The sequence below is a fragment of the Parvibaculum sp. genome (genome assembly GCF_035325945.1).
Classification (GTDB): Bacteria; Pseudomonadota; Alphaproteobacteria; order Parvibaculales; family Parvibaculaceae; genus Parvibaculum.
The window spans coordinates 5,996-26,587 of the sequence record NZ_DAOKYX010000012.1 but is presented as its reverse complement, the minus strand read 5'-3'; the positions used below and the strand labels follow the sequence as shown (position 1 = coordinate 26,587).

General features: G+C 65.3%; 25 protein-coding genes. 5 read left to right on the top strand and 20 right to left on the bottom strand.

The window, feature by feature from the left end; genetic code table 11:
* Positions 1–16: 16 nt before the first annotated feature.
* The 10 genes from PKA57_RS08000 to lgt form a co-directional block, all read right to left on the bottom strand.
* Positions 17–490 carry a MaoC family dehydratase gene (locus PKA57_RS08000; protein ID WP_324299306.1) on the bottom strand — a complete coding sequence of 158 codons (474 nt, stop codon included), beginning with the start codon at positions 488–490 and terminating at the stop codon, positions 17–19.
* Positions 490–957 carry a MaoC family dehydratase gene (locus tag PKA57_RS07995; protein WP_324299304.1) on the bottom strand — a complete coding sequence of 156 codons (468 nt, stop codon included), beginning with the start codon at positions 955–957 and terminating at the stop codon, positions 490–492. The genes PKA57_RS08000 and PKA57_RS07995 overlap by 1 nt, the downstream gene beginning before the upstream one ends.
* A gap of 74 nt (positions 958–1,031) precedes the next feature.
* Positions 1,032–2,141, bottom strand: coding sequence for a redox-regulated ATPase YchF (ychF, locus tag PKA57_RS07990; RefSeq protein ID WP_324299301.1), 1,110 nt, complete (start codon positions 2,139–2,141; stop codon positions 1,032–1,034).
* A gap of 2 nt (positions 2,142–2,143) precedes the next feature.
* On the bottom strand, positions 2,144–2,785 hold the full coding sequence (gene pth / locus PKA57_RS07985) for an aminoacyl-tRNA hydrolase (protein ID WP_324299299.1): 642 nt from the start codon (positions 2,783–2,785) through the stop codon (positions 2,144–2,146).
* Between the two features lie 24 nt (positions 2,786–2,809).
* Positions 2,810–3,472, bottom strand: coding sequence for a 50S ribosomal protein L25/general stress protein Ctc (locus PKA57_RS07980; RefSeq protein WP_324299297.1), 663 nt, complete (start codon positions 3,470–3,472; stop codon positions 2,810–2,812).
* 176 nt (positions 3,473–3,648) lie between these two features.
* On the bottom strand, positions 3,649–4,581 hold the full coding sequence (locus PKA57_RS07975; RefSeq protein WP_324299295.1) for a ribose-phosphate pyrophosphokinase: 933 nt from the start codon (positions 4,579–4,581) through the stop codon (positions 3,649–3,651).
* A gap of 141 nt (positions 4,582–4,722) precedes the next feature.
* Complete coding sequence (locus PKA57_RS07970) at positions 4,723–5,721, bottom strand: hypothetical protein (RefSeq protein ID WP_324299294.1); 999 nt, start codon at positions 5,719–5,721, stop codon at positions 4,723–4,725.
* Between the two features lie 85 nt (positions 5,722–5,806).
* Positions 5,807–6,580, bottom strand: a complete 774-nt coding sequence (gene pgeF / locus PKA57_RS07965) for a peptidoglycan editing factor PgeF (RefSeq protein WP_324299292.1) — start codon at positions 6,578–6,580, stop codon at positions 5,807–5,809.
* 10 nt (positions 6,581–6,590) lie between these two features.
* Positions 6,591–7,694 carry an SAM-dependent methyltransferase gene (locus tag PKA57_RS07960; protein WP_324299290.1) on the bottom strand — a complete coding sequence of 368 codons (1,104 nt, stop codon included), beginning with the start codon at positions 7,692–7,694 and terminating at the stop codon, positions 6,591–6,593.
* Position 7,695: 1 nt separating this feature from the next.
* On the bottom strand, positions 7,696–8,595 hold the full coding sequence (gene lgt / locus PKA57_RS07955) for a prolipoprotein diacylglyceryl transferase (protein WP_324299288.1): 900 nt from the start codon (positions 8,593–8,595) through the stop codon (positions 7,696–7,698).
* Positions 8,596–8,741: 146 nt separating this feature from the next.
* Between lgt and PKA57_RS07950 the strand changes: the two genes are divergently transcribed.
* From PKA57_RS07950 to PKA57_RS07935, 4 genes are all read left to right on the top strand, one after another.
* Positions 8,742–9,056 (top strand): accessory factor UbiK family protein, encoded by a 315-nt coding sequence (locus PKA57_RS07950; protein WP_324299286.1) that lies wholly within the window; start codon positions 8,742–8,744, stop codon positions 9,054–9,056.
* Positions 9,057–9,236: 180 nt separating this feature from the next.
* The gene (locus PKA57_RS07945) at positions 9,237–9,740 is read left to right on the top strand and encodes a YbjN domain-containing protein (protein WP_324299284.1); all 504 of its coding nucleotides are present in this window, start codon (positions 9,237–9,239) and stop codon (positions 9,738–9,740) included.
* Between the two features lie 30 nt (positions 9,741–9,770).
* On the top strand, positions 9,771–10,598 hold the full coding sequence (gene proC / locus PKA57_RS07940) for a pyrroline-5-carboxylate reductase (protein WP_324299282.1): 828 nt from the start codon (positions 9,771–9,773) through the stop codon (positions 10,596–10,598).
* A gap of 119 nt (positions 10,599–10,717) precedes the next feature.
* On the top strand, positions 10,718–11,323 hold the full coding sequence (locus PKA57_RS07935; protein WP_324299280.1) for a helix-turn-helix domain-containing protein: 606 nt from the start codon (positions 10,718–10,720) through the stop codon (positions 11,321–11,323).
* Positions 11,324–11,356: 33 nt separating this feature from the next.
* Here PKA57_RS07935 and PKA57_RS07930 read toward each other — a convergent pair whose 3' ends face one another.
* From PKA57_RS07930 to PKA57_RS07920, 3 genes are read right to left on the bottom strand one after another with little or no spacing between them, the layout of a single operon-like run.
* Complete coding sequence (locus tag PKA57_RS07930) at positions 11,357–12,682, bottom strand: ATP-binding protein (RefSeq protein WP_324299278.1); 1,326 nt, start codon at positions 12,680–12,682, stop codon at positions 11,357–11,359.
* Between the two features lie 17 nt (positions 12,683–12,699).
* Positions 12,700–13,446, bottom strand: coding sequence for a response regulator (locus tag PKA57_RS07925; protein WP_324299276.1), 747 nt, complete (start codon positions 13,444–13,446; stop codon positions 12,700–12,702).
* On the bottom strand, positions 13,443–14,003 hold the full coding sequence (locus PKA57_RS07920; RefSeq protein WP_324299274.1) for a MarR family transcriptional regulator: 561 nt from the start codon (positions 14,001–14,003) through the stop codon (positions 13,443–13,445). Before PKA57_RS07920 ends, PKA57_RS07925 begins: the two co-directional genes overlap by 4 nt.
* Positions 14,004–14,195: 192 nt before the next feature.
* On the opposite strand from PKA57_RS07920, the gene PKA57_RS07915 reads away from it, so the two are divergent.
* A complete protein-coding gene (locus PKA57_RS07915; RefSeq protein WP_324299272.1) occupies positions 14,196–15,092 on the top strand; it encodes a branched-chain amino acid aminotransferase in 897 nt (298 codons plus the stop codon).
* Between the two features lie 41 nt (positions 15,093–15,133).
* On the opposite strand, the gene moaE is transcribed toward PKA57_RS07915, so the two are convergent.
* From moaE to PKA57_RS07880, 7 genes are all read right to left on the bottom strand, one after another.
* Positions 15,134–15,592 (bottom strand): molybdopterin synthase catalytic subunit MoaE, encoded by a 459-nt coding sequence (moaE, locus tag PKA57_RS07910; RefSeq protein ID WP_324299270.1) that lies wholly within the window; start codon positions 15,590–15,592, stop codon positions 15,134–15,136.
* Between the two features lie 9 nt (positions 15,593–15,601).
* Complete coding sequence (gene moaD, locus PKA57_RS07905) at positions 15,602–15,853, bottom strand: molybdopterin converting factor subunit 1 (protein WP_324299268.1); 252 nt, start codon at positions 15,851–15,853, stop codon at positions 15,602–15,604.
* The gene (gene pgsA, locus PKA57_RS07900; RefSeq protein WP_324299266.1) at positions 15,850–16,458 is read right to left on the bottom strand and encodes a CDP-diacylglycerol--glycerol-3-phosphate 3-phosphatidyltransferase; all 609 of its coding nucleotides are present in this window, start codon (positions 16,456–16,458) and stop codon (positions 15,850–15,852) included. Before pgsA ends, moaD begins: the two co-directional genes overlap by 4 nt.
* Positions 16,459–16,537: 79 nt before the next feature.
* Positions 16,538–18,544, bottom strand: coding sequence for an excinuclease ABC subunit UvrC (uvrC, locus tag PKA57_RS07895; RefSeq protein ID WP_324299264.1), 2,007 nt, complete (start codon positions 18,542–18,544; stop codon positions 16,538–16,540).
* 405 nt (positions 18,545–18,949) lie between these two features.
* Positions 18,950–19,357 (bottom strand): dihydroneopterin aldolase, encoded by a 408-nt coding sequence (folB, locus tag PKA57_RS07890; RefSeq protein WP_324299262.1) that lies wholly within the window; start codon positions 19,355–19,357, stop codon positions 18,950–18,952.
* 17 nt (positions 19,358–19,374) lie between these two features.
* Positions 19,375–20,127, bottom strand: coding sequence for an SDR family oxidoreductase (locus tag PKA57_RS07885; RefSeq protein ID WP_324299260.1), 753 nt, complete (start codon positions 20,125–20,127; stop codon positions 19,375–19,377).
* Position 20,128: 1 nt separating this feature from the next.
* On the bottom strand, positions 20,129–20,500 hold the full coding sequence (locus tag PKA57_RS07880) for a cupin domain-containing protein (RefSeq protein WP_324299412.1): 372 nt from the start codon (positions 20,498–20,500) through the stop codon (positions 20,129–20,131).
* Between the last annotated feature and the right edge of the window lie 92 nt (positions 20,501–20,592).

The window sequence follows — 20,592 nt, the reverse complement described above, 5'->3', positions numbered from 1 at the left end:
GCATCTCCTCCCTGTCTTATGTTCTGCGCTGGACGAGTCCCTGCCCTGTGAAGCTCAGAACGAGTTCGCCATTCTGGTTCACGCCCTCGTTTCGGCTTCGGATGATGCCCCAGTTCGGCCGCGAGCGCAGTTCGATCTTTTCGATGACGGTCGTCGAATAGGAGATCGTGTCCCCCGGCCGGACTGGCGTGGGCCATTTGAGGTCGAGAAAGCCGGGGGAGGGGCCGGCCGCCGGCTCGGACGATGCCTCCTCGCGGGCTGCGGCGCGCTCGCCCATACGTGTGCGCACCATGAGCTTCATCCATGTGGCGGCGGTGTGCCAGCCGCTGGCGACGAGGCCGCCAAAGGGGCCCGCCTTCGCCGTTTCCGGGTCGATGTGAAAGGGCTGCGGATCGTATTTTGTGGCGAAGCGGACGATCTCCTCCTCGGAGAAGGTGTAGGAGCCAAGCTCCGTCCGTGTGCCGATCTCGACGTCCTCGAACCAGGGCATCAGTCTTCCACCTCCGCGCCGGGATGGCGGCGGCCGTACATGGCCCAGCCGACCATTGTCATGACCGTCTCGCGCTTCTGATTGAGTACTTCATAGGAAAAGCGCGTCAGCCCCATTTCAGGGCGGCTCCTGGAGACGCGGCGATCGACGCAGGTGCGGCGGACGGAGAGCACGTCGTCGACATAGACCGGCTTTGCCCAGCGCACTTCATCGACGCCGGGCGCGCCGAGCGATACGCTGTCGAGAATGAAATTGTCGCACAGCATGCGCATCAGCATGGAGCAGCTATGCCATCCGCTGGCGCAGAGCCCGCCAAGGATCGAGTGCCTGGCCGCTTCCTCGTCGAGGTGAAAGGGTTGCGGGTCGAACTCGCCGGCGAATTCGAGGATCTCCTCGCGGGTCACGTGCTTCGATCCGAATTCGACCGTTTCGCCGACCTTGAAATCTTCCCAGTGATATTGGGGCATCTACTCACCTCGCAGGCCGTCATCGCCCGGCAGCGACAAGGCAGGAAACCGGTCTGATGGGGCTTTCCGGCGCCTTAATTCGCAAATCGGAAGTGCATGACGTCGCCATCCTGCACCACATAGTCCTTGCCTTCGAGGCGCATCTTGCCGACATCCTTCGCGCCCTGCTCGCCGCCTAGCGCGATATAGTCGTCATAGGCGATCGTCTCGGCACGGATGAAGCCCTTCTCGAAATCGGTATGGATGACGCCCGCGGCCTGCGGCGCGCGCGTGCCTTGCGTGATCGTCCAGGCGCGCGTCTCCTTCGGGCCTACCGTGAAATAGGTGATGAGGTGAAGGAGCTTGTATCCGGCATGGATGAGGCGGTTGAGGCCGGGCTCATCGAGGCCGAGCGTTTCCAGATATTCGGTGCGTTCTTCGGGCGGAAGCTGGGCTATCTCCTCCTCGATGCGGGCGGAGATGACGACGCTCTCCGCGCCCTCGGCAGCGGCGCGTTCTTCGACGGACTTCGAAAAGCTGTTGCCGGTCGCGGCCGAACCCTCGTCCACATTGCAGACATAGAGAACGGGCTTCGAGGTGAGAAGGTTCAGCGCCTTCCATGCCTTCTCGTCGTCTTCGGAGATCTTGCCCTGAGAGGTGGCGATGCGCGCGGGCTTGCCTTCGCGCAGCAGATCGAGCGCGATGTTCATGAGGTCGAGTTGCTGGCGCGCTTCCTTGTCGCCGCCCTTTGCCTTCTTCTCGAGCGGCACGACGCGCTTTTCGAGGCTTTCGAGATCGGCGAGCATGAGTTCCGTCTCGACCGTCTCGGCGTCCGCTATCGGATCGATGCGGTTCGCGACATGCACGATGTCGCCGTCCTCGAAGCAGCGCAGCACATAGGCGATGGCGTCCACCTCGCGGATATTGGCGAGGAACTGGTTGCCGAGCCCTTCGCCCTTGGAGGCGCCTTTGACGAGGCCGGCAATGTCGACGAAGGTGAGCCGCGTCGGGATGATTTCCTTGCTCTTCGCGGCGGCGGAAAGCTTTTCAAGACGCGGATCGGGCACGGCCACCTCGCCCACATTGGGCTCGATGGTGCAGAAGGGATAGTTCGCGGCCTGCGCCGCCGCCGTCTGGGTCAGCGCGTTGAAGAGGGTCGACTTGCCGACATTCGGCAATCCGACGATGCCGCACTTGAAACCCATGACTAGCTATCTCCGTTTTCCTGACCGGTCGCAGGGCCTTTTTCCTGCGGCGGCTGTTTCTTCTCTTTCGGCGGCTCGGGATTGAGAGCCAGATGCACGCGATTGGCGAAGCTGTTGAAGCGGCCTTCCGCAAGAAGCGGCGCCTCGCTCGCGATCGTGTCGATCAGCGGCTCGACCCACTTCATCTCCGCCTTGCTGAAATCGCCGAGCACGGCGCCGAGCACGCGTTCCTTCGATCCCGGATGGCCGATGCCGAGGCGCACACGGCGGAAATTCTCGCCGATATGGGCCGCGATCGAGCGTATGCCGTTGTGCCCGCCATGCCCGCCGCCGGTCTTGATCCGGACCTTGCCGGGCGGCAGGTCGAGTTCGTCATGGAAGACGACGACGTCCTGCGGCGTCAGCTTGTAGAAGCGCATGGCCTCGCCGACGGAACGGCCGGATTCGTTCATATAGGTCATCGGCTTCAGCACGATGACCTTCTCGCCGTTCAGTACGCCTTCGGATACGAGGCCCTGAAAGCGCTGGCGCTCCGGCGAAAAGGAATGGCGGTGGATGATCGCATCCACCGCCATGAAGCCGATATTGTGCCGGTTGAAGGCATATTTCGGGCCGGGATTGCCGAGGCCGACGATGATCAGCATCGAGCTTGTCCCGGCCTGACCGGATTACTTCTTGCCGCCAGCGGCGGGCGCCTTCGCGCCTGCGGCGGGTGCAGCGGCAGCAGCAGCTTCGGCGGGAGCGGCCTGCTCGGCAGACACCACCGCAGCCGGAGCCGCGATCGTCGCGACCGTGAAATCGCGGTCGGTGATGGTCGGCTTCACGCCTTCGGGGAGCTGCACGGACGAGATGTGGATCGACGAGCCCATCTCATAGCCGGTGAGGTCCACCGTGATGAATTCCGGAATGGCTTCCGCCGGGCTGGCGAGTTCGATCTCGTGGCGGACGACGTTGAGCACGCCGCCGGCCTTGAGGCCCGGCGAGGCTTCGTGATTGATGAACTGCACAGGCACGTCGACGGTGATGATCGCGTTCTTGGCGAGACGCAGGAAGTCGACATGGATGAGGAAGTCACGGACAGGCTCGCGCTGCACGTCGCGCGGAATGACGCGTTCCTTGCGGCCATCGACGTCGATCTCGAGGAGCTGGCTCGTCAGGGTGCCCGTCTGGTAGAGGGCATTCAGATCCTTGTAGCTCACGGAAATCAGCTCGGGGGCTTTCTTGTCGCCGTAGATCACGGCGGGGACGCGGCCTGCGAGACGGAGCGAACGGACAGCCCCCTTGCTGCCCTTCGGACGCGCCTCGGCCTTGAGAGTCAGTTTCTCGGCCATGGCATTGATTCTCCAATAAAAACGGCCCTTGGGACGATCCCGTAGGGCCCGGATGCGGCGTTTCCTCCAGGGGTGTGGACGCCGACGGGGCGGTTTATAGCGCCGGAAAGGCCAAAACTCAACCCGGCGCTAGGCCGGGCGAGGGGGCAGAAACGTGGGCCGGAAGCCCCGCCAGGTCAGTCGAAAAGGCTCGAGACCGAGCGTTCCTCGGCCGTGCGGCGCATGGCCTCGCCGATGAGCGGGGCGATGGTCACCGTGCGGATGTTGTGGGCGACGCGGATCGCCTCCGTCGCCTGGATCGAATCCGTGATCACGAGTTCCTTGAGCCGCGAGGCGGAGACGCGGGCCACCGCGCCGCCGGAGAGAACGCCATGGGTCACATAGGCGGAGACGCTGGTCGCGCCCTTGTTCAGCAGCGCCTCGGCGGCATTGCAGAGCGTGCCCGCCGAATCGACGATGTCATCGACCAGGATGCAGGAGCGGCCCTTCACATCGCCGATGATGTTCATGACTTCCGATTCGCCGGCGCGCTCGCGGCGCTTGTCGACGATGGCGAGATCGGCATTGATGCGCTTGGCGATGGCGCGCGCGCGGACGACGCCGCCGACATCCGGCGAGACGACCATCAGGTCTTCGCCATTATACTGCTGCTGGATGTCGCGCGTGATGACGGGCGCGGCGAAGAGATTGTCGGTCGGGATGTCGAAAAAGCCCTGAATCTGCCCGGCATGGAGATCGAGCGTCAGCACGCGGTTGACGCCGGCCGTGGTAAGAAGATTGGCGACGAGCTTTGCCGAGATCGGCGAGCGGGGTCCGGGTTTGCGGTCCTGCCGCGCATAGCCGAAATAGGGCAGCACCGCCGTGATGCGGCGCGCGGAGGCGCGCTTCAGCGCATCGACGATGATGAGCAGTTCCATCAGATGGTCGTTCGCGGGATAGGAGGTCGACTGGATCACGAAAACGTCCTGACCGCGGACATTTTCCTGAACCTCGACAAAGACCTCCATGTCGGCGAAGCGCCGGACGACGGATTTCGTGAGGGGGAGGTTGAGATAGGCGGCTATGGCCTCGGCGAGGGCGCGATTGGAGTTGCCTGCGACGAGTTTCATAGTCTCAAATCCCTCTGGTACCGCACTGATTGTGACACCCGCGCGACGGCGCGAGCGGGTTGTAACAAGGCGTTTCGTGCCTGTAAACAGGCGCCCGGACGGGGGTGGGCGATATGTCCGGCGTTCCGGCCGGGATTTTACTCAGCTTCTGCCCGCCTCCCGGCCGCCCGAGGGAAGGACAACGGCGAGAACCCCCTCCGCCGCCGTTTCGGCGGCTTCATCGGCGATTTTGCCCCAGCGCGCGGCGATGCTTTCGGGCGAAAGCAGCCTCGACTGGGTGATTTCGCCAATCGGCCTGCCATCCCCGGATGCAACGAGCCAGTCGATGCGGACTGACGTCCGGCCTGCCTCGGCGGTGGCGATGGCAACCTTGCCGTGCAGCCGGTAGCAGCCGCAGCCCCAATCCGCCGCAGGAGCGCGGCGGGCGAGGGCATCGGCGAGCGCTCTCGTCAGCGCCTCCGCACCGTCGCCGGGGGCCGGGTCGACGGCGATATCGAAACGGAGCTTCGGACTGCGGCTCTCCTGCAGCGCAATGCTGCCTGTGCTGAGCGCGTCCGAGCCGCGATGGTCCATGGCGGCGGCCTCCGCGAAGATCGGCCGCGCCAGCGCCTCGTCGGCGGCAAAGTCGATCGAGGTGGGCGAGCGCCAGAGGGCGAGCCTCGTCGCCAGTCTCGCGGCAAGACGCTCTATGTCTTCATCGGCGAGCGCGCCCGCGTCGCCGCGTTCAAATCTTTCGTCTTCGACGATCCGGTGGAGGCGCGCGCCATGCGCATCCCTGAGATCGAGCACGGCGACCGCATAAAGGCCGCGGGGAAGGGAGGCCGCGTCGAGCACGCCGGCGATCTCGGCCGCAGGCCATGCGCCGGATCGGCGGCGCAGAAGCTCGCCAAGTAGCCGGGCCCTGTCGGCGCTTGCCTCGCCGAGCGCGGCGATGCGCACCTTCGTGGCCGTCTCGCTCGCGGGTTCCGAGGGGCGGAAGGTCGCCGCTTCGCTTGTCCGTGGAGCCTCGCTCGTCTGCGGGGTCTGGTTCGCCCGCGATGCGGGCGCGGTCGCCTCCGCGCAGCCTGCGAGCACGAGAACGGCGATGGCCGCCGCGAGGCCGCCGGGCCTGCGCGTTCTGGCCGTTCTCGGTTTCGTCATGGGCATGAGCGCCGCCCCGGAGAGAGGTGAGCGATTCGCATGACACAAGGGTATCACGCGCCGCATGCTCCGGGAGCGGTTCGTCTCAGGCGTCGGGGCGGAGCGCGATGGCTGAAATCTGCCGGCCGTAGTCGCTTTCGCCGCGATGGGTGGTGCGGCGATAGGAGAAGAAGCGTTTTTCGTCCGCGTAAGTGCAAAGGCCGAGCGTCGCCACGGCGCCGACGCCGGCTTCTTCGAGCCGCGCCGCGACGAAGGCCGGAAGGTCGAACATGAAATGGCCTTCGCGCGAGGAGGGGATGAACCAGCGCTCATTGGCGCGGGCGGCCTCGATGAAGCGTTCGCGGAATTCGGGCCCGACCTCATAGGCATCGCGCGAGATGCAGGGGCCGATGGCGGCGACGATGCGCGAGCGGTGCGCGCCGAGCACCGACATGGCCTCGACGGTCGCTTCAAGCACGCCGGTGAGCGCCCCTTTCCAGCCTGCATGGGCCGCGCCGATGACGCGCGCCTTTTCATCGGCGAAGAGAACAGGCGCGCAATCGGCGGTGAGGATGCCGAGCGCGATCAATGGTTCGTCCGTCACCATCGCATCGGCCTGCGGCGCGCTTCCATGCTCCCAGAGCGAGGTGACGCGGATCACGCTTGCGCTATGCACCTGATAGACGGTGAGGAGGCTTTCAGGCTCGCTGCCGAGCGCGCGCGCGACGCGGGCGCGGTTTTCCCTGACGGCGCCTGGATCGTCATTCGATCCGTAGCCGCAATTCAGCGTCGCATAGATGCCGGTCGAAACCCCGCCCTCGCGCGTGAAGAAGCCATGTCTCACATGAGGCAGAACGTCGAGAGGCTTTGCGGTGAGCATGTGTCGTTCCTCAATGAGGCTCCCGGGGTTCAGGAAAACCGGCGGGCGAGGGAGCGGCAGTCGGCGTGAACGCAAGAACCTTGAAGAGGCTGCCCATCTCTTCGCTCGCGGTCAACCGGTGAAGCGCGGTGTCGATGTCATGGGCCTGTTTCGGTGTCGCGCGGGATTTCAGCGCTGCTGCCCGCGCCTCGATGCCAAGCGTCTTCAGGAAGGCTCCCTGCTCGACGGGGCCATGCGCGGTGGCGCCGCCGCGCCTCGCGGCATGGGCCAGTTCCTCGAAATCGACATGAGCGGTGATGTCGGCCTCGCCGGGCGCCTCGAAGGGGTCGGCGAAACGATGTGCGCGGAGCGCCTGCAGCGTGTCCCCCGGCGCGCTCCTCGCATGGCCGTAGTCGATGACGAGGGCCGCGCCGCCATGCTCGGCTATGCGGGTCGCGATCGCCTCGGCGATGGCGGCAGAGGCGGGCGAGATTTCGGCGATGCTTCCCACCGGCGCATCGCGCATGGCCAGCGGCAGCACGGCATCGGATGCGAGCGGCACGGGCGCGAGCACGGGGGCGAAGGCGGGGCCGTCGCCATCCGCCTCGCGCAAGGCGACATGGCGTTCGCACCAGCCCTGTTTAGTGCGGATGAATTGCGAGATCGGAAGCGCGTCGAAGAACTCGTTGGCGATGAGGAAGAGAGGCCCCGGCGGCACGCCGTCGAAGCGGTCGTGCCATGTCGCATGGGGCAGGCGCACGGCCTGCTCGGTCCTGAGCGCAGGGCTCGTCTCGACGAGATGAAGGCGCGCGGCATCGAGAATACCGGGGACGGAGCGAAGCGCGCGCAGCGCATCCGCCATCAGCGTGCCGCGCCCCGGCCCAAGCTCGCAAAGGATGAAGGGAGAGGGGCGCCCCTGCGCGAACCACGTGTCGGCGATCCATAGGCCGAGAAGCTCGCCGAACATCTGGCTCACTTCCGGCGCGGTGATGAAATCGCCCCGTGCGCCCAGCGGGTCGCGCGTCATGTAGTAGCCGTGTTCGGGATGGCCGAGCGCCAGCGCCATGTAATGGGAAAGCGGCAGCGGGCCCGTCGTGCGGATCAGACGGGCGAGGTGCTCGGCAAGAAGCGTCATCCTATTTTGGTCCGGAGGCGGTCGCGGAAGGCCTCGCCGAGCGCGGCGCCGTCCATTGGGCGAGCATGGGCGCCTTCCAGACGATGAGCGCGCCCGCGAGGACCATCGGGATCGAAAGCACCATGCCCATGGTGAGCCAGCCGCCATAGAGATAGCCGAGCTGCGCATCGGGTTCGCGGAAGAATTCGACGAAGACGCGGCAGAGGCCATATCCCACGATGAAGGCGCCGAAGATCGTGCCGGGGCGCTTCAGCGCGTCGAGGCGGTGCGTGAGCAGGCGGAGGACGAGAAAGAGCACGATGCCCTCGAGCGCGGCTTCGTAGAGCTGGCTCGGATGGCGAGGGATGGCGCCCGCCGGACAGATGCCGCGATTGGCGGCGGCGATCATGTCGTTGCAGAAGACGATACCCCAGGAAAGATCGGTGGCGCGGCCCCAGAGTTCCGCATTGATGAAATTGGCGATGCGGCCGAAGAAGAGGCCGATGGGAGCGGCGGCGCTGGCGAGATCCATCAGGGCGAGGGGCGCGATGCCATGCCTGCGCGCGAAGATGAAGAGCGCCACGAGCACGCCGAAGGCGCCGCCGTGAAAGCTCATGCCGCCATGCCAGACGGTGAGAATCTGGCCCGGATGCGCGAGGTAATAGTCGAAATTGTAGAAGAGGACGTAGCCGAGCCTTCCGCCGACGATGACGCCGAGCGCCGCCCAGAGAAGCGCGTCGTCGATCTCGAGCCTGGCGACGGGCGAGGGCCCCGCCCAGAGGCGCGGCGTGTCGACGGCGGCGAGGATATAGCGCCAGCCGAGCACGAGCCCGGCAATATAGGCCAGCGCATACCAGCGGATGGCGACGGGCCCGAGATGGACCAGAACCGGATCGATGTCGGGAAAGGGGATGCCGGTCATGTGGCCTCGTCTTCTCGGGAATGCCCGCGCCAGTGTCGCCGCCCCGCACCTTGTGTCAAGACGCAGGCCGGAGGGAGACAAATCGCCCCGTTCGATTTTTCGGTTCGGGCGGGGTAATGTCGCGCCTTCGGTGCAAGGAGAGCCAAATGACCCAGACGCAAAACCGTGTTCTCGACGAGATCGCCCGGCTGTTCACCAATGCCGCCGGCGCCGCGCAGGGCGTGCGTCAGGAAGTCGAGACGCTTATCCGCTCGCAGGCGGAGCGGCTCGTCGCCGATCTCGATCTCGTCGCGCGCGAGGATTTCGAGGCGGTGCGCGACATGGCCCGGCTCGCCCGCGAGGAGAACGAGGCGCTGAAGCTCCGCATCGAGGCGCTCGAGGCCCAGCTTGCCCGGAAGTCGCGGGGCTCGGGATCGGCGCGGACGGCCGAACCGGCGGACGGGGCGAATGACGGCGAATAACGCCTGAAAGCTCCGTTACAGGCTGAATAATCCCCAGTTTTTCGCGCCCGGTGCACCCTCAAGGGTTGCGCCGACTCAACACATGCGTCACGTTCAGGTGGTGGGACGAGGAAGCTGGACCCACAATATATTGATCACGGGTTCTGGCACGCCCTTGCGGCCGCCGATTTGGGGTACAGAATGACCGCTTCCCTCGTTGAAGCAGACGAGTTCGACGCAAATCCCCTGGATCTGCTCGAACAGGTGGCTTCGATCCGGGACTGGATCTTCGAGCGCAGCCATGAGGACGAACTGACGATCTGCGTTGCCGGCGAGTGGCGCGATCATCACATCTCGCTCAACTGGCGCAACGATCTCTCGGGCCTGCACGTGGCCTCGACGCTCGACATTCGCGTGCCGGCGGAGAAGCGCCCGCAGATCAGGCATCTGCTGAGCCTCATCAACGAGCAGCTCTGGTCGGGCCATTTCGATCTCTGGTCGGAGGAAGGCGCGCTTCTCTATCGCAACAGCCTGCTACTTTGCGGCGGCGCCACGGCGACGCCCGAGCAATGCGAGGCCCTGCTCAGGCTGGCGGTCGAGGCCTGCGAGCGCTATTACCCGGCGATCCAGTTCGTCCTTTGGGCGGGCAAGAGCGCCGAGGACGCCATCGCCGCGGCGATGTTCGAGACGCGGGGCAGAGCCTGAGCCTCATTTTGCAGTGATACGGTTTCCAGCATGACGATAGTTCTGCAACGACCGCTCGTTCTTGTCGGCGCCGGCAAGATGGGCGGCGCCCTGCTTTCGGGCTGGCTCGCGCAGGGGCTTGCGCCCCGTCAGGTCTTCGTGCGCGATCCGGCGCCATCGCCCGAGATCGCGCGGCTGATCGCCGAGCGCGGTATCCCGCTCAACTTTTCCATCGCCGACATTGCGGCGCGCAAGCCCGCCGTGGTCGTGCTTGCCGTCAAGCCGCAATCCATGGCCGCCGTGCTGCCGGAGCTTGGCGCGCTCGTTTCGCCCGATACGCTTTTCATCTCGATCGCGGCCGGGACGAGCCTTCTGAGGCTCGAGGAACTTCTCGGCGGCGGGCTCCACGCCGTTCGTGCCATGCCGAACACGCCCGCTTCCGTTTCGCGCGGCATCACGGTCGCCTGCGCCAATGCGCGCGTGACCGCCGAGCAGCGCGAGCAGGCGGCGAGCCTTCTCGGCGCCGTGGGCGAGGTGGGCTGGGTCGAGAGCGAACCGCTCATCGATGCGGTGACGGCGATTTCGGGCTCGGGCCCCGCCTATGTGTTCCACCTCGCCGAATGTCTGGCGGCGGCGGGCGAGGCGCTCGGCCTCGATCCGGAGCTTTCGGCCCGGCTTGCGCGCGCCACCGTTTCCGGCGCGGGGGAAATGCTCCACAGGCTCGACGAGACGCCCGCCACGCTTCGCAAGAACGTGACCTCGCCCGGCGGAACGACGGCCGCGGCGCTCGATGTCCTCATGGGCGAGGGCGGTCTTTCGCAGCTTCTGCGGCGTGCAACGGCGGCGGCGCGCGATCGCTCGCGCGAACTCGGCCAGTAGGCGCCTGGCACTTCGGTCTTGTCGCGGCCGCGTGGCCGCTCGTCGCGCTCCGGCGCTGGTGGCGCATTCCGGCGTGAGCGCCTATGTTCTCCTGCGGGAGAGCAGGACAAAGCACGCAGATGGCACGCAAGAAAACCCCCGAGGACAAGATCATCGACGCGGCGCTGAAGCTTGCCGCGAGCCGCGGCTGGCACGACCTCGCGCTTGCCGATATTGCCGAGGCGGCGAAGGTGGGCCTGCCGGAACTGGCGCAGCTTTTCCCGACCAAGGCCGCGATCCTTGCCGCCTGGTCGCGGCGCATCGATGCGGAAGTGCTGGCGGCCGCCGGGGCCGAGGACCTCGCGGGAGAGGCGGCGCGCGACCGGCTGTTCGATGTGCTGATGCTGCGCTTCGATGCGTTGGCACCTCAGAAGCCCGCGCTCAGGAACATCGCGCGCGATATCGCCCGCGATCCGGTGGCGGCAGCGGCGCTGCTGCGCCCTGCGCTGCAATCGCTGGGCTGGATGCTTGAGGCGGCCGGCATCGACGCTTCGGGATTGCGCGGCGCCTTGCGCGTGCGCGGCCTTGCGCTCGTCTGGGCGGCAGCCTTCCGTGTCTGGCTCGACGATGGCGAGGACCAGGCGAAGACCATGGCCGAACTCGACCGGCGCCTTCGGCAGGGTGAAGATTTCATCGCGGCCATGTCGCGTTTCGGCAGCGCCCGCAAGGACGGGCAGGCCGCCTAGGCCGGCTTCCTCTATATCCTCATGCCGGCCTCCTTATACCGGCACGTGAACGACGGCGCGGAGGCCGCCCATCGGGCTCCTCGCAAGCTGAATGTCGCCGCCATGGCCGCGCGCAATGTCGCGCGCAATGGCAAGCCCGAGCCCCGTTCCGCCTTCGTCGAGATTGCGCGCCGCGTCGAGCCGGTAGAAGGGGCGGAAGACTTCCTCAAGCTGATCTTCGGGAATTCCCGCGCCGTCGTCATCGACCACGATGTCGATGTCGTCGCCGTCGCGCACGGCGGTCACCCAGACATGCGCCGCATATTTGCAGGCATTGTCGACGATATTGGTGAGGCAGCGCTTGAAGGCGTTGCGCCGGAGCGGAAGCGTGAGATCGCCATGCGTTTCCAGCCTGACCTCGCGGCCCCGGCGCTGCGCGTCGTACCGGATTTCGTCGAGAAGGTCCGAGAGATCGGCGATTTCCGTTTCCTCGCGCTGGTGGTCGCGGACGTAATCGAGGTAATCCTCGAGCATCCGTTCCATTTCGCGCACATCGGCTTTCAGTTCCTCGGTCTCGGGCGTATCGCCGAGTAGGGCGAGTTGCAGCTTGAAGCGTGTGAGCGGCGTGCGCAGATCATGGCTCACGCCGGCGAGCATGGCGGTGCGCTGCTCGATCTGGCGCTGGATGCGCTCGCGCATCTGGAGGAAGGCTCGGGCGGCGCGGCGCACTTCGGATGCGCCTTGCGGGCGGAAGGCCGGCACGTCGCGTCCGGTGCCGAAACTTTCGGCCGCTTCCGCGAGCCGCTCGATCGGCCTGATCTGGTTGCGGAGGAAGAGGATGGCGACGGTGATGAGCACCAGCGATGCGCCGACCATCCAGACGATGAAGATATGCGAGTTGGCGGCATAGACATGGCTTCGCAGCGCCAGCACGCGCATGACGCCGCCATCATAGGCAACGCGCAGGTCGACATAATCGCTGTAGCGCTGCGTATCGATCCAGAAGGGGCGGTTGATCTGGCTGCGGATCTCGTCGGAGAGCGAATGATCGAGCAGGCCGCGATTGCTCGAAGGCGTGTCCGGCAGGTTTTCGCCGGGGAGAAAGGCCACCGACATCGACAGGAACGTGTTGGCGCGCATGGCGATCTCGGCGGCCTGCTCGGGCGTCTGGTTCCTTTCATATTCGGCGAGAACCAGCGCCATGTCGGCGACAGTGTTCTGCGAGAGGCGCTCCGTCACCATCTGCCAGTGGCGATCCATGAAGACATAGGTGACGACGGCCTGAAGGATCACCATCGGCGCGACGATGATGATGAGCGATCGCCAGTAGAGGCCGGTCGGCAGAAAGCGCTTGATGATCTGGAAGGGGCGGAACGCCATGAATTTTCTGGCCTCGATCAGTCCGGCATCAGCACATAGCCTTCGCCGCGCACCGTCTGAAGGTAGCTCGGATTGCGGGGATCGGCTTCGATCTTGCGCCGCAGCCGGTTGATCTGCACGTCGATGGAGCGTTCCGCCGCCTCGTTGTCGCAAAGGTCGAGGCGGGAAAGCGGCTGGCCGGGATGCGTGGCGAAGATGCGCAGAAGCTGCACTTCGCGCGTGGTGAGACGGACGATCTCGTCGCCGCGCCGAAGCTCGCCTCGCACCGGATCGAAGCGGCATTCGCCGAGCGAGATTTCGTCGGCCCTGCTTCCCGGTGTCATGGCGCGGCGGAGAATGGTGCCGATGCGCAGCAGGAGTTCGCGCGGCTCGAATGGCTTGGCGAGATAGTCGTCGGCGCCATGCTCGAGCCCTTCGATGCGATCGCTCGTCTCGCCCCGCGCTGTCAGCATGAGGATCGGCACGCTCGACGAGCGCCGGAGCGAGGCCGTGAGTTCGAGCCCGCTCTCGCCCGGCATCATGACGTCGAGCACGAGCAGGTCGAAGGCGAGACCGGCGAGTTTCGCGCGCGCCTCGGCGGCGTTTTCCGCCGTCGTCACCCGGTAGCCATTATCCGCGAGATAGCGCTTCAGAAGCTCGCGAATGCGCCGGTCATCGTCGACGACGAGAATATGCGGCGCATCCTCGGCGGGCGGGGTGCCGGGCGTTGCGGCTTTTTGTTGCTGCGCGCCGGGGGAAGCGGGGTTCACCGCGCTTTCGTTCATTTCCGATCCTTCGTGCCTTCGGGCGATGCGTCCTTGGCGATGACATGCTCGACCTCGGGCCGGTGTTCCTCGTCGAGAAGCGCGAGCAGCACGTCGCGCCATGCGCGCTCGGCGTTCGGGCCGGCCGCCGCGAAGGCGCGCCGCACGCGCCTGTGCTGCGGCTCCAGCAGGCGCCGCCAGAGATCGAGCCCGGCGGCGGTGAGGTAGAGGCGGCGCTGACGGCGATCCTTCTCGCCCGTCTTCTGCTCGATGAAACCGCGCTCGATCAACTGGCGCAGCACGCGGGCGAGGCTCTGCTTGGTGATGAGCAGAATGCTCAGCAGTTCGGCGACCGTGATGCCGGGGTTGCGCCCGACGAAGTGGACGACGCGGTGGTGGGCGCGGCCGAACTCATACGATGTGAGGATCACATCGGGATCGCTAACGAAATCGCGGTAGCCGAAGAAGAGAAGCTCGATCGCCTCCATGATCGGCTCGTCCGCATCGGGAGGCACGGCTTTCTGCGGCTCCGGCGGAGCGGAGGGGCGCTCTTTTCCAATAATTCTGGTCTTGCTCATAAATTTATGTCAGCCATGTTGACATATTTTTTCCGGCCATGTTAGTGTTTTCCTACCGCCAAGAGATCAGACAGAACGTGGCCGGTCGAATCTCCGAATACTATCTGTTTTCGCGGGACCCCATCGGGGGCAAAGTGGCCAGCCAGACAGCTTTTAATCACCGAACGTAGGCGGCGGAACAGGAACACGCACATGGCAGACATTCCTTTCGACAAACGCGACGGCTTTATCTGGTTCAACGGGGAGCTCGTTCCCTGGGCCGATGCCAAGGTGCACGTACTGACCCATGGCCTCCACTATGCAAGCTGCGTCTTCGAGGGCTGCCGGGCCTATAATGGCAAGATTTTCAAGCTGCGCGAACATTCCGAACGGCTCATCAATTCGGCCGAGGTCATGGGTTTCAAGATCCCATATTCGGTCGAGGAAATCGACGAGGCGTGCCGCACCGCGCTGAAGGCGCAGAACCTCGTTGACGGCTATGTGCGCCCGGTCGCCTGGCGCGGCAGCGAGGCGATGGGCGTCTCGGCGCAGAAGAACAGGATCAATTTCGCGGTCGCGGCCTGGGAATGGCCTTCCTATTTCGACCCCGAGCAGCGCAAGAAGGGCATCCGCCTCGACATCGCGAAGTACAAGCGTCCCTCGCCGGAGACGGCGCCCTCTCACGCGAAGGCCGCCGGCCTCTACATGATCTGCACCATCTCCAAGCATGCGGCCGAGAACAACGGCTATGCCGATGCGATGATGCTCGACTATCGCGGCTATGTGGCCGAGGCGACGGGCGCCAACATCTTCTTCATCAAGGACGGCGTCATCCATACGCCGACCCCGGATTGTTTCCTCAACGGCATCACGCGCCAGACCGTGATCGAGCTTGCGAAGCGGCGCGGTATCGAGGTCATCGAGCGCCACATCTTGCCGGAGGAGCTTTCCTCCTTCAGTGAATGCTTCATCACTGGCTCGGCGGCGGAAGTCACGCCGGTGGGCGAGATCGGACCCCACCGCTTCACGCCGGGCGCGATCACCGCGAAGCTCTTCGAGGATTACACGGCTGAAGTGCGTGGCGGCGCGCCGGTTGCGGCCCGCGCATAAGCGCAAGGCCCAGGGAATCTGAACCAGGCGGCTGAGGAAACTCAGCCGCCTTTTTCGTCCCATTTCGCCGCCGCCACATCGTCGCTGGCGCGCGCCTCGACCCAGCGGGCGCCTTCGGGCCCCGCTTCCCGTTTCCAGAGCGGGGCGCGGGTCTTGAGATAATCCATCAGGAATTCCGCCGCCCTGAAGGCATCCTCCCGATGCGCGGAAGCGGTGATCACGAGCACGATATTGTCGCCCGGCGCGAGCTCGCCGACGCGATGGACGATCAGGCTCGCCTGAAGGCGCCAGCGCGCATTGGCCTCTGCCTCGATCCGCGCAAGCTCGCGCTCCGTCATGCCCGGATAGTGCTCGAGCTCCATCGAGGAGACGGAGGCGTCGCCCGTCACGTCGCGCACGAGGCCCGTGAAGCTCACCAGCGCGCCGATATCGGTGCGGCCGCGCAGGAGGCGGGCCATTTCTGCTCCGATGTCGAAATCCTCGGTCTGCACCCGGATCATGGGTCTCTCTCAGCCGCCGGTGACGGGTGGAAAGAAGGCGATTTCCTCCGCGCGTTCGATGCTTGCATCGAAATCCACATGTGCCTGATCGACGGCGACGCGGATGAGGTCCAGATTTTCAAACGCCGCTTCATAGCCGGGTCCGCGCGTCTTCAGCCAGTCGATGAGGGCGGCGACATCGCCGAGCCCGTCCGGAAGCGCAATCTCTTCCTCCGGGGTGCCGACCTTCTGGCGCACCCAGGCGAAGTAAAGGATTTTCACGGCTTGCCGTCCTGTCCGGCGGCTCTGCGCGGATCGGCTGTCTTGACCGGTCCGGTCAGATGGCCGATGCCCGCCTTGAAGTAATCATAGCCCGTATAGAGCGTCAGGATCGCCGCTGCCCAGAGAAGGGCGATGCCCGTTTCGGTGATGCCGGGGATGAGCTTGTCGCCCGCCGGACCCGCAAGAAGAAAGGCGATGGCGATCATCTGGATCGCGGTCTTCCACTTCGCAAGCTGCGACACGGGCACGCTCACGCGCACTTCCGCCAGAAATTCGCGCAGGCCCGAAACGAGAATCTCGCGGCAGAGAATGACGAGCGCCGCCCAGAGCGACCAGCCGGCGATGGTGCCCGCCCGTGTGAGCACGAGTAGAACGGCCGCGACGAGCAATTTGTCGGCGATCGGATCAAGCATCCGCCCGAGGTTCGACTGCTGCGCCCATGCGCGCGCGAGATAGCCGTCGAAGAAATCGGTGATGCCCGCCAGCACGAAGATCGCCAGCGCCCACCAGCGCGCGGCGTCGCCGTCGAAATAGAAACAGGCGACGACGGCCGGCACCATCGCGATGCGGGCATAAGTCAGCAGATTGGGCAGGCTGGTGGGCATTCGCGCCTCTTCCCGGCAGGGGATTCTCCTTGTCGTGGCAGCATAGCAAAGCTGCGCGGTATGTCAGCCGCAGGGAGCACTATTTGCCGGAAGTCTCGGGGCTCCCATGGAAGAAGTCGTAAATCGTGCGGGCAACCTTGGCGCTGATGCCGTCCACGGCCTCGAGATCGGCAAGCCCGGCGCGCGCGACGGCCCGCGCCGAGCCGAAATGGCGCAGCAGCGCGCGCTTGCGCCCCGGCCCGACGCCCGGCACGTCATCGAGCGGATTGACGCCGATCGCCTTCGAGCGGCGGGCGCGGTGGCTGCCGATTGCATAACGATGCGCCTCGTCGCGGAGGCGCTGAAGGTAGTAGAGAACCGGGTTGCGCGGCTCCATCATGAAGGGATCGCGGCCCGGCATGAAGAAACGCTCGCGGCCCGCATCGCGCTCCGGACCCTTGGCGACGCCCACCATGGCGACGCTGTCTATGCCGAGTTCGGCCAGAACCTCGCAGGCGACCTTGAGCTGGCCGGCGCCGCCATCGATGAGGATGAGATCCGGCCAGTCGGGAAATTCCTTGTGCGCGGCCTCGGCCGCCTCCGTCTCGTCGCCGGGGCGGGGCTCGGCCTCGCCCGCGATTTCACCCGATTCCTTCAGCAGGCGCGTGAAGCGGCGCGTCAGCACCTCGCGCATCATCGCGTAATCGTCGCCGGGCTCGATGTCGCTCCTGATGTTGAACTTGCGATATTGCGACTTCATGAAGCCTTCGGGGCCTGCGACGATCATGCCGCCGACGGGCTTCGAGCCGGAAATATGGCTGTTGTCATAGACCTCGATGCGCGTCGGCGCTTCGCCGAGGCCGAAGACCTCCGCCACGCCTTCGAGGAGCTTTCGCTGCGTGGAGCTTTCTGCGAGGCGGCGGCCGAGCGCTTCGCGCGCATTGGTGAGGGCGTGGTCGATCAGCTCGCGTTTCTCGCCACGGCGTGGAACGCCGACCGCGACCTTGCGGCCCGCAATGATGGAAAGCGCTTCCGCCAGCAGCGCTCTGCCCGGTACGTCATGGCTCAGCAGCACGAGGCGCGGCGGATGCCGGTCCTCGTAGAACTGCGCGAGAAAGGCATCCAGCACTTCCTCCGTTTCGACATCCTTGTCATGGCGCGGGAAATAGGCGCGGTTGCCCCAGTTCTGCCCGGCGCGAAAGAAGAAGACCTGAACGCAGGTCTGGCCGCCCTCGCTCCAGGCGGCGATGACATCGGCTTCCGTCAGCGTGTGCGGGTTGATGCCTTGATGCTGCTGTACCTGGGTCAACGCGCGTATGCGGTCGCGATAGATGGCGGCCCGCTCGAAATCGAGAGCGGCCGCCGCCGCCTCCATATTCGCCGCGAGTTCCTTCTGCGTCTTGCGCGAGCGGCCGCGCAGGAAGTCGCGCGCTTCCTCGACCAGCGCCGCATAATCCGTGGCGCTGATCTCTCCGGTGCAGGGGGCGCTGCAACGCTTGATTTGGTAGAGAAGGCAGGGGCGCGTGCGGCTCTCGAAAACGCTGTCGGAGCAGGAGCGCAGAAGAAACGCCTTCTGGAGCGCGTTGAGCGTCGCATTGACGGCGCCTGCGGAAGCGAACGGGCCGAAATAATCGCCCTTGCGCGTGCGGCTTCCGCGATGCTTCAGCACCTGCGGAAAGGCATGGTCGCCGGTGAGGAGGATGTAGGGAAACGACTTGTCGTCGCGCAGCAGCACGTTGTAGCGGGGCTTGCCGCTCTTGATGAGATTGGCTTCGAGGAGGAGCGCGTCGGTTTCCGTCGCCGTGGTGATGAATTCCATGGCGACAGTCGATGCGATCATGCGCGCGATGCGGTTCGAGTGCCCGGTGAGCTTCGTATAATTCGAGACGCGCTTCTTGAGGCTGCGCGCCTTGCCGACATAGAGCAGGTCGCCTCCCGTGCCATACATCCGATAGACACCGGGGCTGTCGGGCAGCAGCTTCACCTTTTCGGCGATGAGATCGGCGCCGATGAGCTTCTCCGCCGCGGTCACGCGCGGCCGGGGCGCTTCACCCTGGCCGGTGGCACCTTCGCCCGATCCGTTGCTGCCGTCTTCCTTGCTGTTCATGGTCCGTTTTGTCGCGTTCGTCTGGCCGGCTCGTGCCTCGCGGGAAGACTGCCTGCCAGCGTTGAAGCCCGATTCTGGAGCCTTCCGGTTCCTCCAAATTCCCCTGTGGATAAGTTTGTTGAAATATTCTGCCTGTTCTTCGTCAAGCCTTTGTCATGGTTAACTTTTATGACGCCACGCCGAAATCCGTGACAAATTTAAGTGTTTGAATATTAAGGATTTTTTTGTTTTTGCGCGATAGCCGCTGCGGCCCGAGCATAGCGCGAGTCAAGGAAAATCGTAATTTTCGGATCGAGGCGGCGCTGTGTACAAACGCTCCGCACGCGCCTGCCGAAGTAACAAGGCTTTGATTCCATTGCGGCTTTTTGCGGAGGGCCGATACCCGGTCCCACCGCGCTGCCCGCGTCAGGCTGAGGGTCTGGCGCGCTCGATCTCCACGCCGACGCTGGCGGCCTCCGGAATCGCCGAAAGTTTCTCGATCCGGACGCGCGCGACGCTGACGCGGGGGTCCTGAAGGCAGGTGGAGGCGATGCGCTCCGCGAGCGTCTCCACGAGATTGAGGTGCCCGCTGGCGACGAGCGCCTTGATGCTGTTCACCACCTCCTCATAGCAGACGACATTGGCGAGCTTGTCGCCATGAACCGTCTCGCGCACCGTCAGATCCACATTCACGCGAATGGGCTGGGTGGTCTTCTGTTCATGGGCGTAGACGCCGATATGGGCGTCGAGCAGCAGGTCACGCACGAAGACATGACGGATGGAGTGCGCCGCGTCGGCGATCTTGAGGGGGAGGACGTTTTCGGGCTGGCTCATTTTCGGGGGTTCTCAACTCATTCAGGAATACCGATCACGTCGGGTGTTTCCCAGGCGAGATGCTGGCCCCCATCGAGCGCTATCATCTGGCCGGTCATGGCGGGCGCGGCGAGAATAAACCGAACGGCGTCGCAAATCTCGTCCGGCGACGTGCCGCGGCGAAGAATTGTTGCCGCAGTCTGGCGGGCGAAATCGGCCTCGGTCTGGCGCTGATTGGCCAATGTGGGTCCCGGGCCGATCCCGTTGACGCGGATATGGGGGGCGAGGCCCTGCGCGAGAAGGCGCGTCAGGTCCCAGAGCGCCATTTTCGACACGGTATAGGAGAGAAAGCGCGGATTGGGCCGCCAGACCCGCTGATCGATGATGTTGATGATGTTGCCCCGGGCGCCGTCCGGCAGTTGCGCGGCGAAAGCCTGGGAGAGAAAGGCGGGCGCTCTGAGGTTCGTGTCCATATGCGCGTCCCAGCTCGCCTGCGTCATGGTCGCGGGCCCGTCTTCCTCGAAGATAGAGGCGTTGTTGACGAGAAGGGTGAGGGGGCCGAGTTCCCTCACGGCGTCGGGCACGAGCGCGGAAACATCGGCCACATTGCCGAGGTCGCCCTTCAGCGCGACGGCCTTGCCGCCCCTCATGCCGATCTCGCGGACGAGGCCGGCCGCCTCGGCATCGGACTGGTAGTGATGGAGCGCGACGGCGTAGCCTTCCCCGGCGAGCGCCAGAGCGATGGCGCGGCCGATGCGCCGCGCGGCGCCGGTGACGAGAGCAGCTTTCATCTCAGTCCTCTTGTGAGTTCTCTGGCGGCAGGTGGATGGCGTAGTGCTTGCGGGTGCGCGTCACCACTTCCCAGGTGCCCTTGAAACCTTCCGGTATGACGAAGGCGTCTCCAGCACGAACGGTCACCAGCGTCCCGTCCTCGCCCGCGATGCGGCTCTCGCCTTCGAGAATGTGGCAGAACTCGGCCTCGGTATATTCGATCCGCCATTTGCCGGGTTCCGATTCCCAGATTCCGGAGAAAAAGCGGCCATCGGGCGCTTCATAGGCGTTCCATGTCCGGTTCCTCGGCGTGCCCGCGAGCACACGGTCGGGCGGCGGCGCACCTTCTTCCGGCGTTGCTGCCGTCGTCACCGGGATCAGCGCTGGCATCATGTCCTCCTTATGGCGAACTGGCTTATGGCGAGCTGGCGGGACTTTAGCAGAGCTGGCGGCGCGGCGCGCGAATGGCAGCCACGCGCGGCGGG

Bases quoted from the DNA above. Each gene is read 5' to 3' on its own strand.
- pgeF (WP_324299292.1), bottom strand. From the start codon at position 6,580: ATGCTCACCGCAAAGCCTCTCGACGTTCTGCCTCATGTGAGACATGGC.
- PKA57_RS07930 (WP_324299278.1), bottom strand. From the start codon at position 12,682: ATGGCGTTCCGCCCCTTCCAGATCATCAAGCGCTTTCTGCCGACCGGC.
- ychF (WP_324299301.1), bottom strand. From the start codon at position 2,141: ATGGGTTTCAAGTGCGGCATCGTCGGATTGCCGAATGTCGGCAAGTCG.
- PKA57_RS07960 (WP_324299290.1), bottom strand. From the start codon at position 7,694: ATGACGCTTCTTGCCGAGCACCTCGCCCGTCTGATCCGCACGACGGGC.
- proC (WP_324299282.1), top strand. From the start codon at position 9,771: ATGACGATAGTTCTGCAACGACCGCTCGTTCTTGTCGGCGCCGGCAAG.
- PKA57_RS07925 (WP_324299276.1), bottom strand. From the start codon at position 13,446: ATGAACGAAAGCGCGGTGAACCCCGCTTCCCCCGGCGCGCAGCAACAA.
- lgt (WP_324299288.1), bottom strand. From the start codon at position 8,595: ATGACCGGCATCCCCTTTCCCGACATCGATCCGGTTCTGGTCCATCTC.
- PKA57_RS07950 (WP_324299286.1), top strand. From the start codon at position 8,742: ATGACCCAGACGCAAAACCGTGTTCTCGACGAGATCGCCCGGCTGTTC.
- PKA57_RS07885 (WP_324299260.1), bottom strand. From the start codon at position 20,127: ATGAAAGCTGCTCTCGTCACCGGCGCCGCGCGGCGCATCGGCCGCGCC.
- PKA57_RS07935 (WP_324299280.1), top strand. From the start codon at position 10,718: ATGGCACGCAAGAAAACCCCCGAGGACAAGATCATCGACGCGGCGCTG.
- PKA57_RS07915 (WP_324299272.1), top strand. From the start codon at position 14,196: ATGGCAGACATTCCTTTCGACAAACGCGACGGCTTTATCTGGTTCAAC.
- moaE (WP_324299270.1), bottom strand. From the start codon at position 15,592: ATGATCCGGGTGCAGACCGAGGATTTCGACATCGGAGCAGAAATGGCC.
- pgsA (WP_324299266.1), bottom strand. From the start codon at position 16,458: ATGCCCACCAGCCTGCCCAATCTGCTGACTTATGCCCGCATCGCGATG.
- PKA57_RS07975 (WP_324299295.1), bottom strand. From the start codon at position 4,581: ATGAAACTCGTCGCAGGCAACTCCAATCGCGCCCTCGCCGAGGCCATA.
- PKA57_RS07945 (WP_324299284.1), top strand. From the start codon at position 9,237: ATGACCGCTTCCCTCGTTGAAGCAGACGAGTTCGACGCAAATCCCCTG.
- PKA57_RS07980 (WP_324299297.1), bottom strand. From the start codon at position 3,472: ATGGCCGAGAAACTGACTCTCAAGGCCGAGGCGCGTCCGAAGGGCAGC.
- folB (WP_324299262.1), bottom strand. From the start codon at position 19,357: ATGAGCCAGCCCGAAAACGTCCTCCCCCTCAAGATCGCCGACGCGGCG.
- PKA57_RS08000 (WP_324299306.1), bottom strand. From the start codon at position 490: ATGCCCTGGTTCGAGGACGTCGAGATCGGCACACGGACGGAGCTTGGC.
- PKA57_RS07880 (WP_324299412.1), bottom strand. From the start codon at position 20,500: ATGATGCCAGCGCTGATCCCGGTGACGACGGCAGCAACGCCGGAAGAA.
- PKA57_RS07920 (WP_324299274.1), bottom strand. From the start codon at position 14,003: ATGAGCAAGACCAGAATTATTGGAAAAGAGCGCCCCTCCGCTCCGCCG.
- pth (WP_324299299.1), bottom strand. From the start codon at position 2,785: ATGCTGATCATCGTCGGCCTCGGCAATCCCGGCCCGAAATATGCCTTC.
- uvrC (WP_324299264.1), bottom strand. From the start codon at position 18,544: ATGAACAGCAAGGAAGACGGCAGCAACGGATCGGGCGAAGGTGCCACC.
- PKA57_RS07995 (WP_324299304.1), bottom strand. From the start codon at position 957: ATGCCCCAATATCACTGGGAAGATTTCAAGGTCGGCGAAACGGTCGAA.
- PKA57_RS07970 (WP_324299294.1), bottom strand. From the start codon at position 5,721: ATGACGAAACCGAGAACGGCCAGAACGCGCAGGCCCGGCGGCCTCGCG.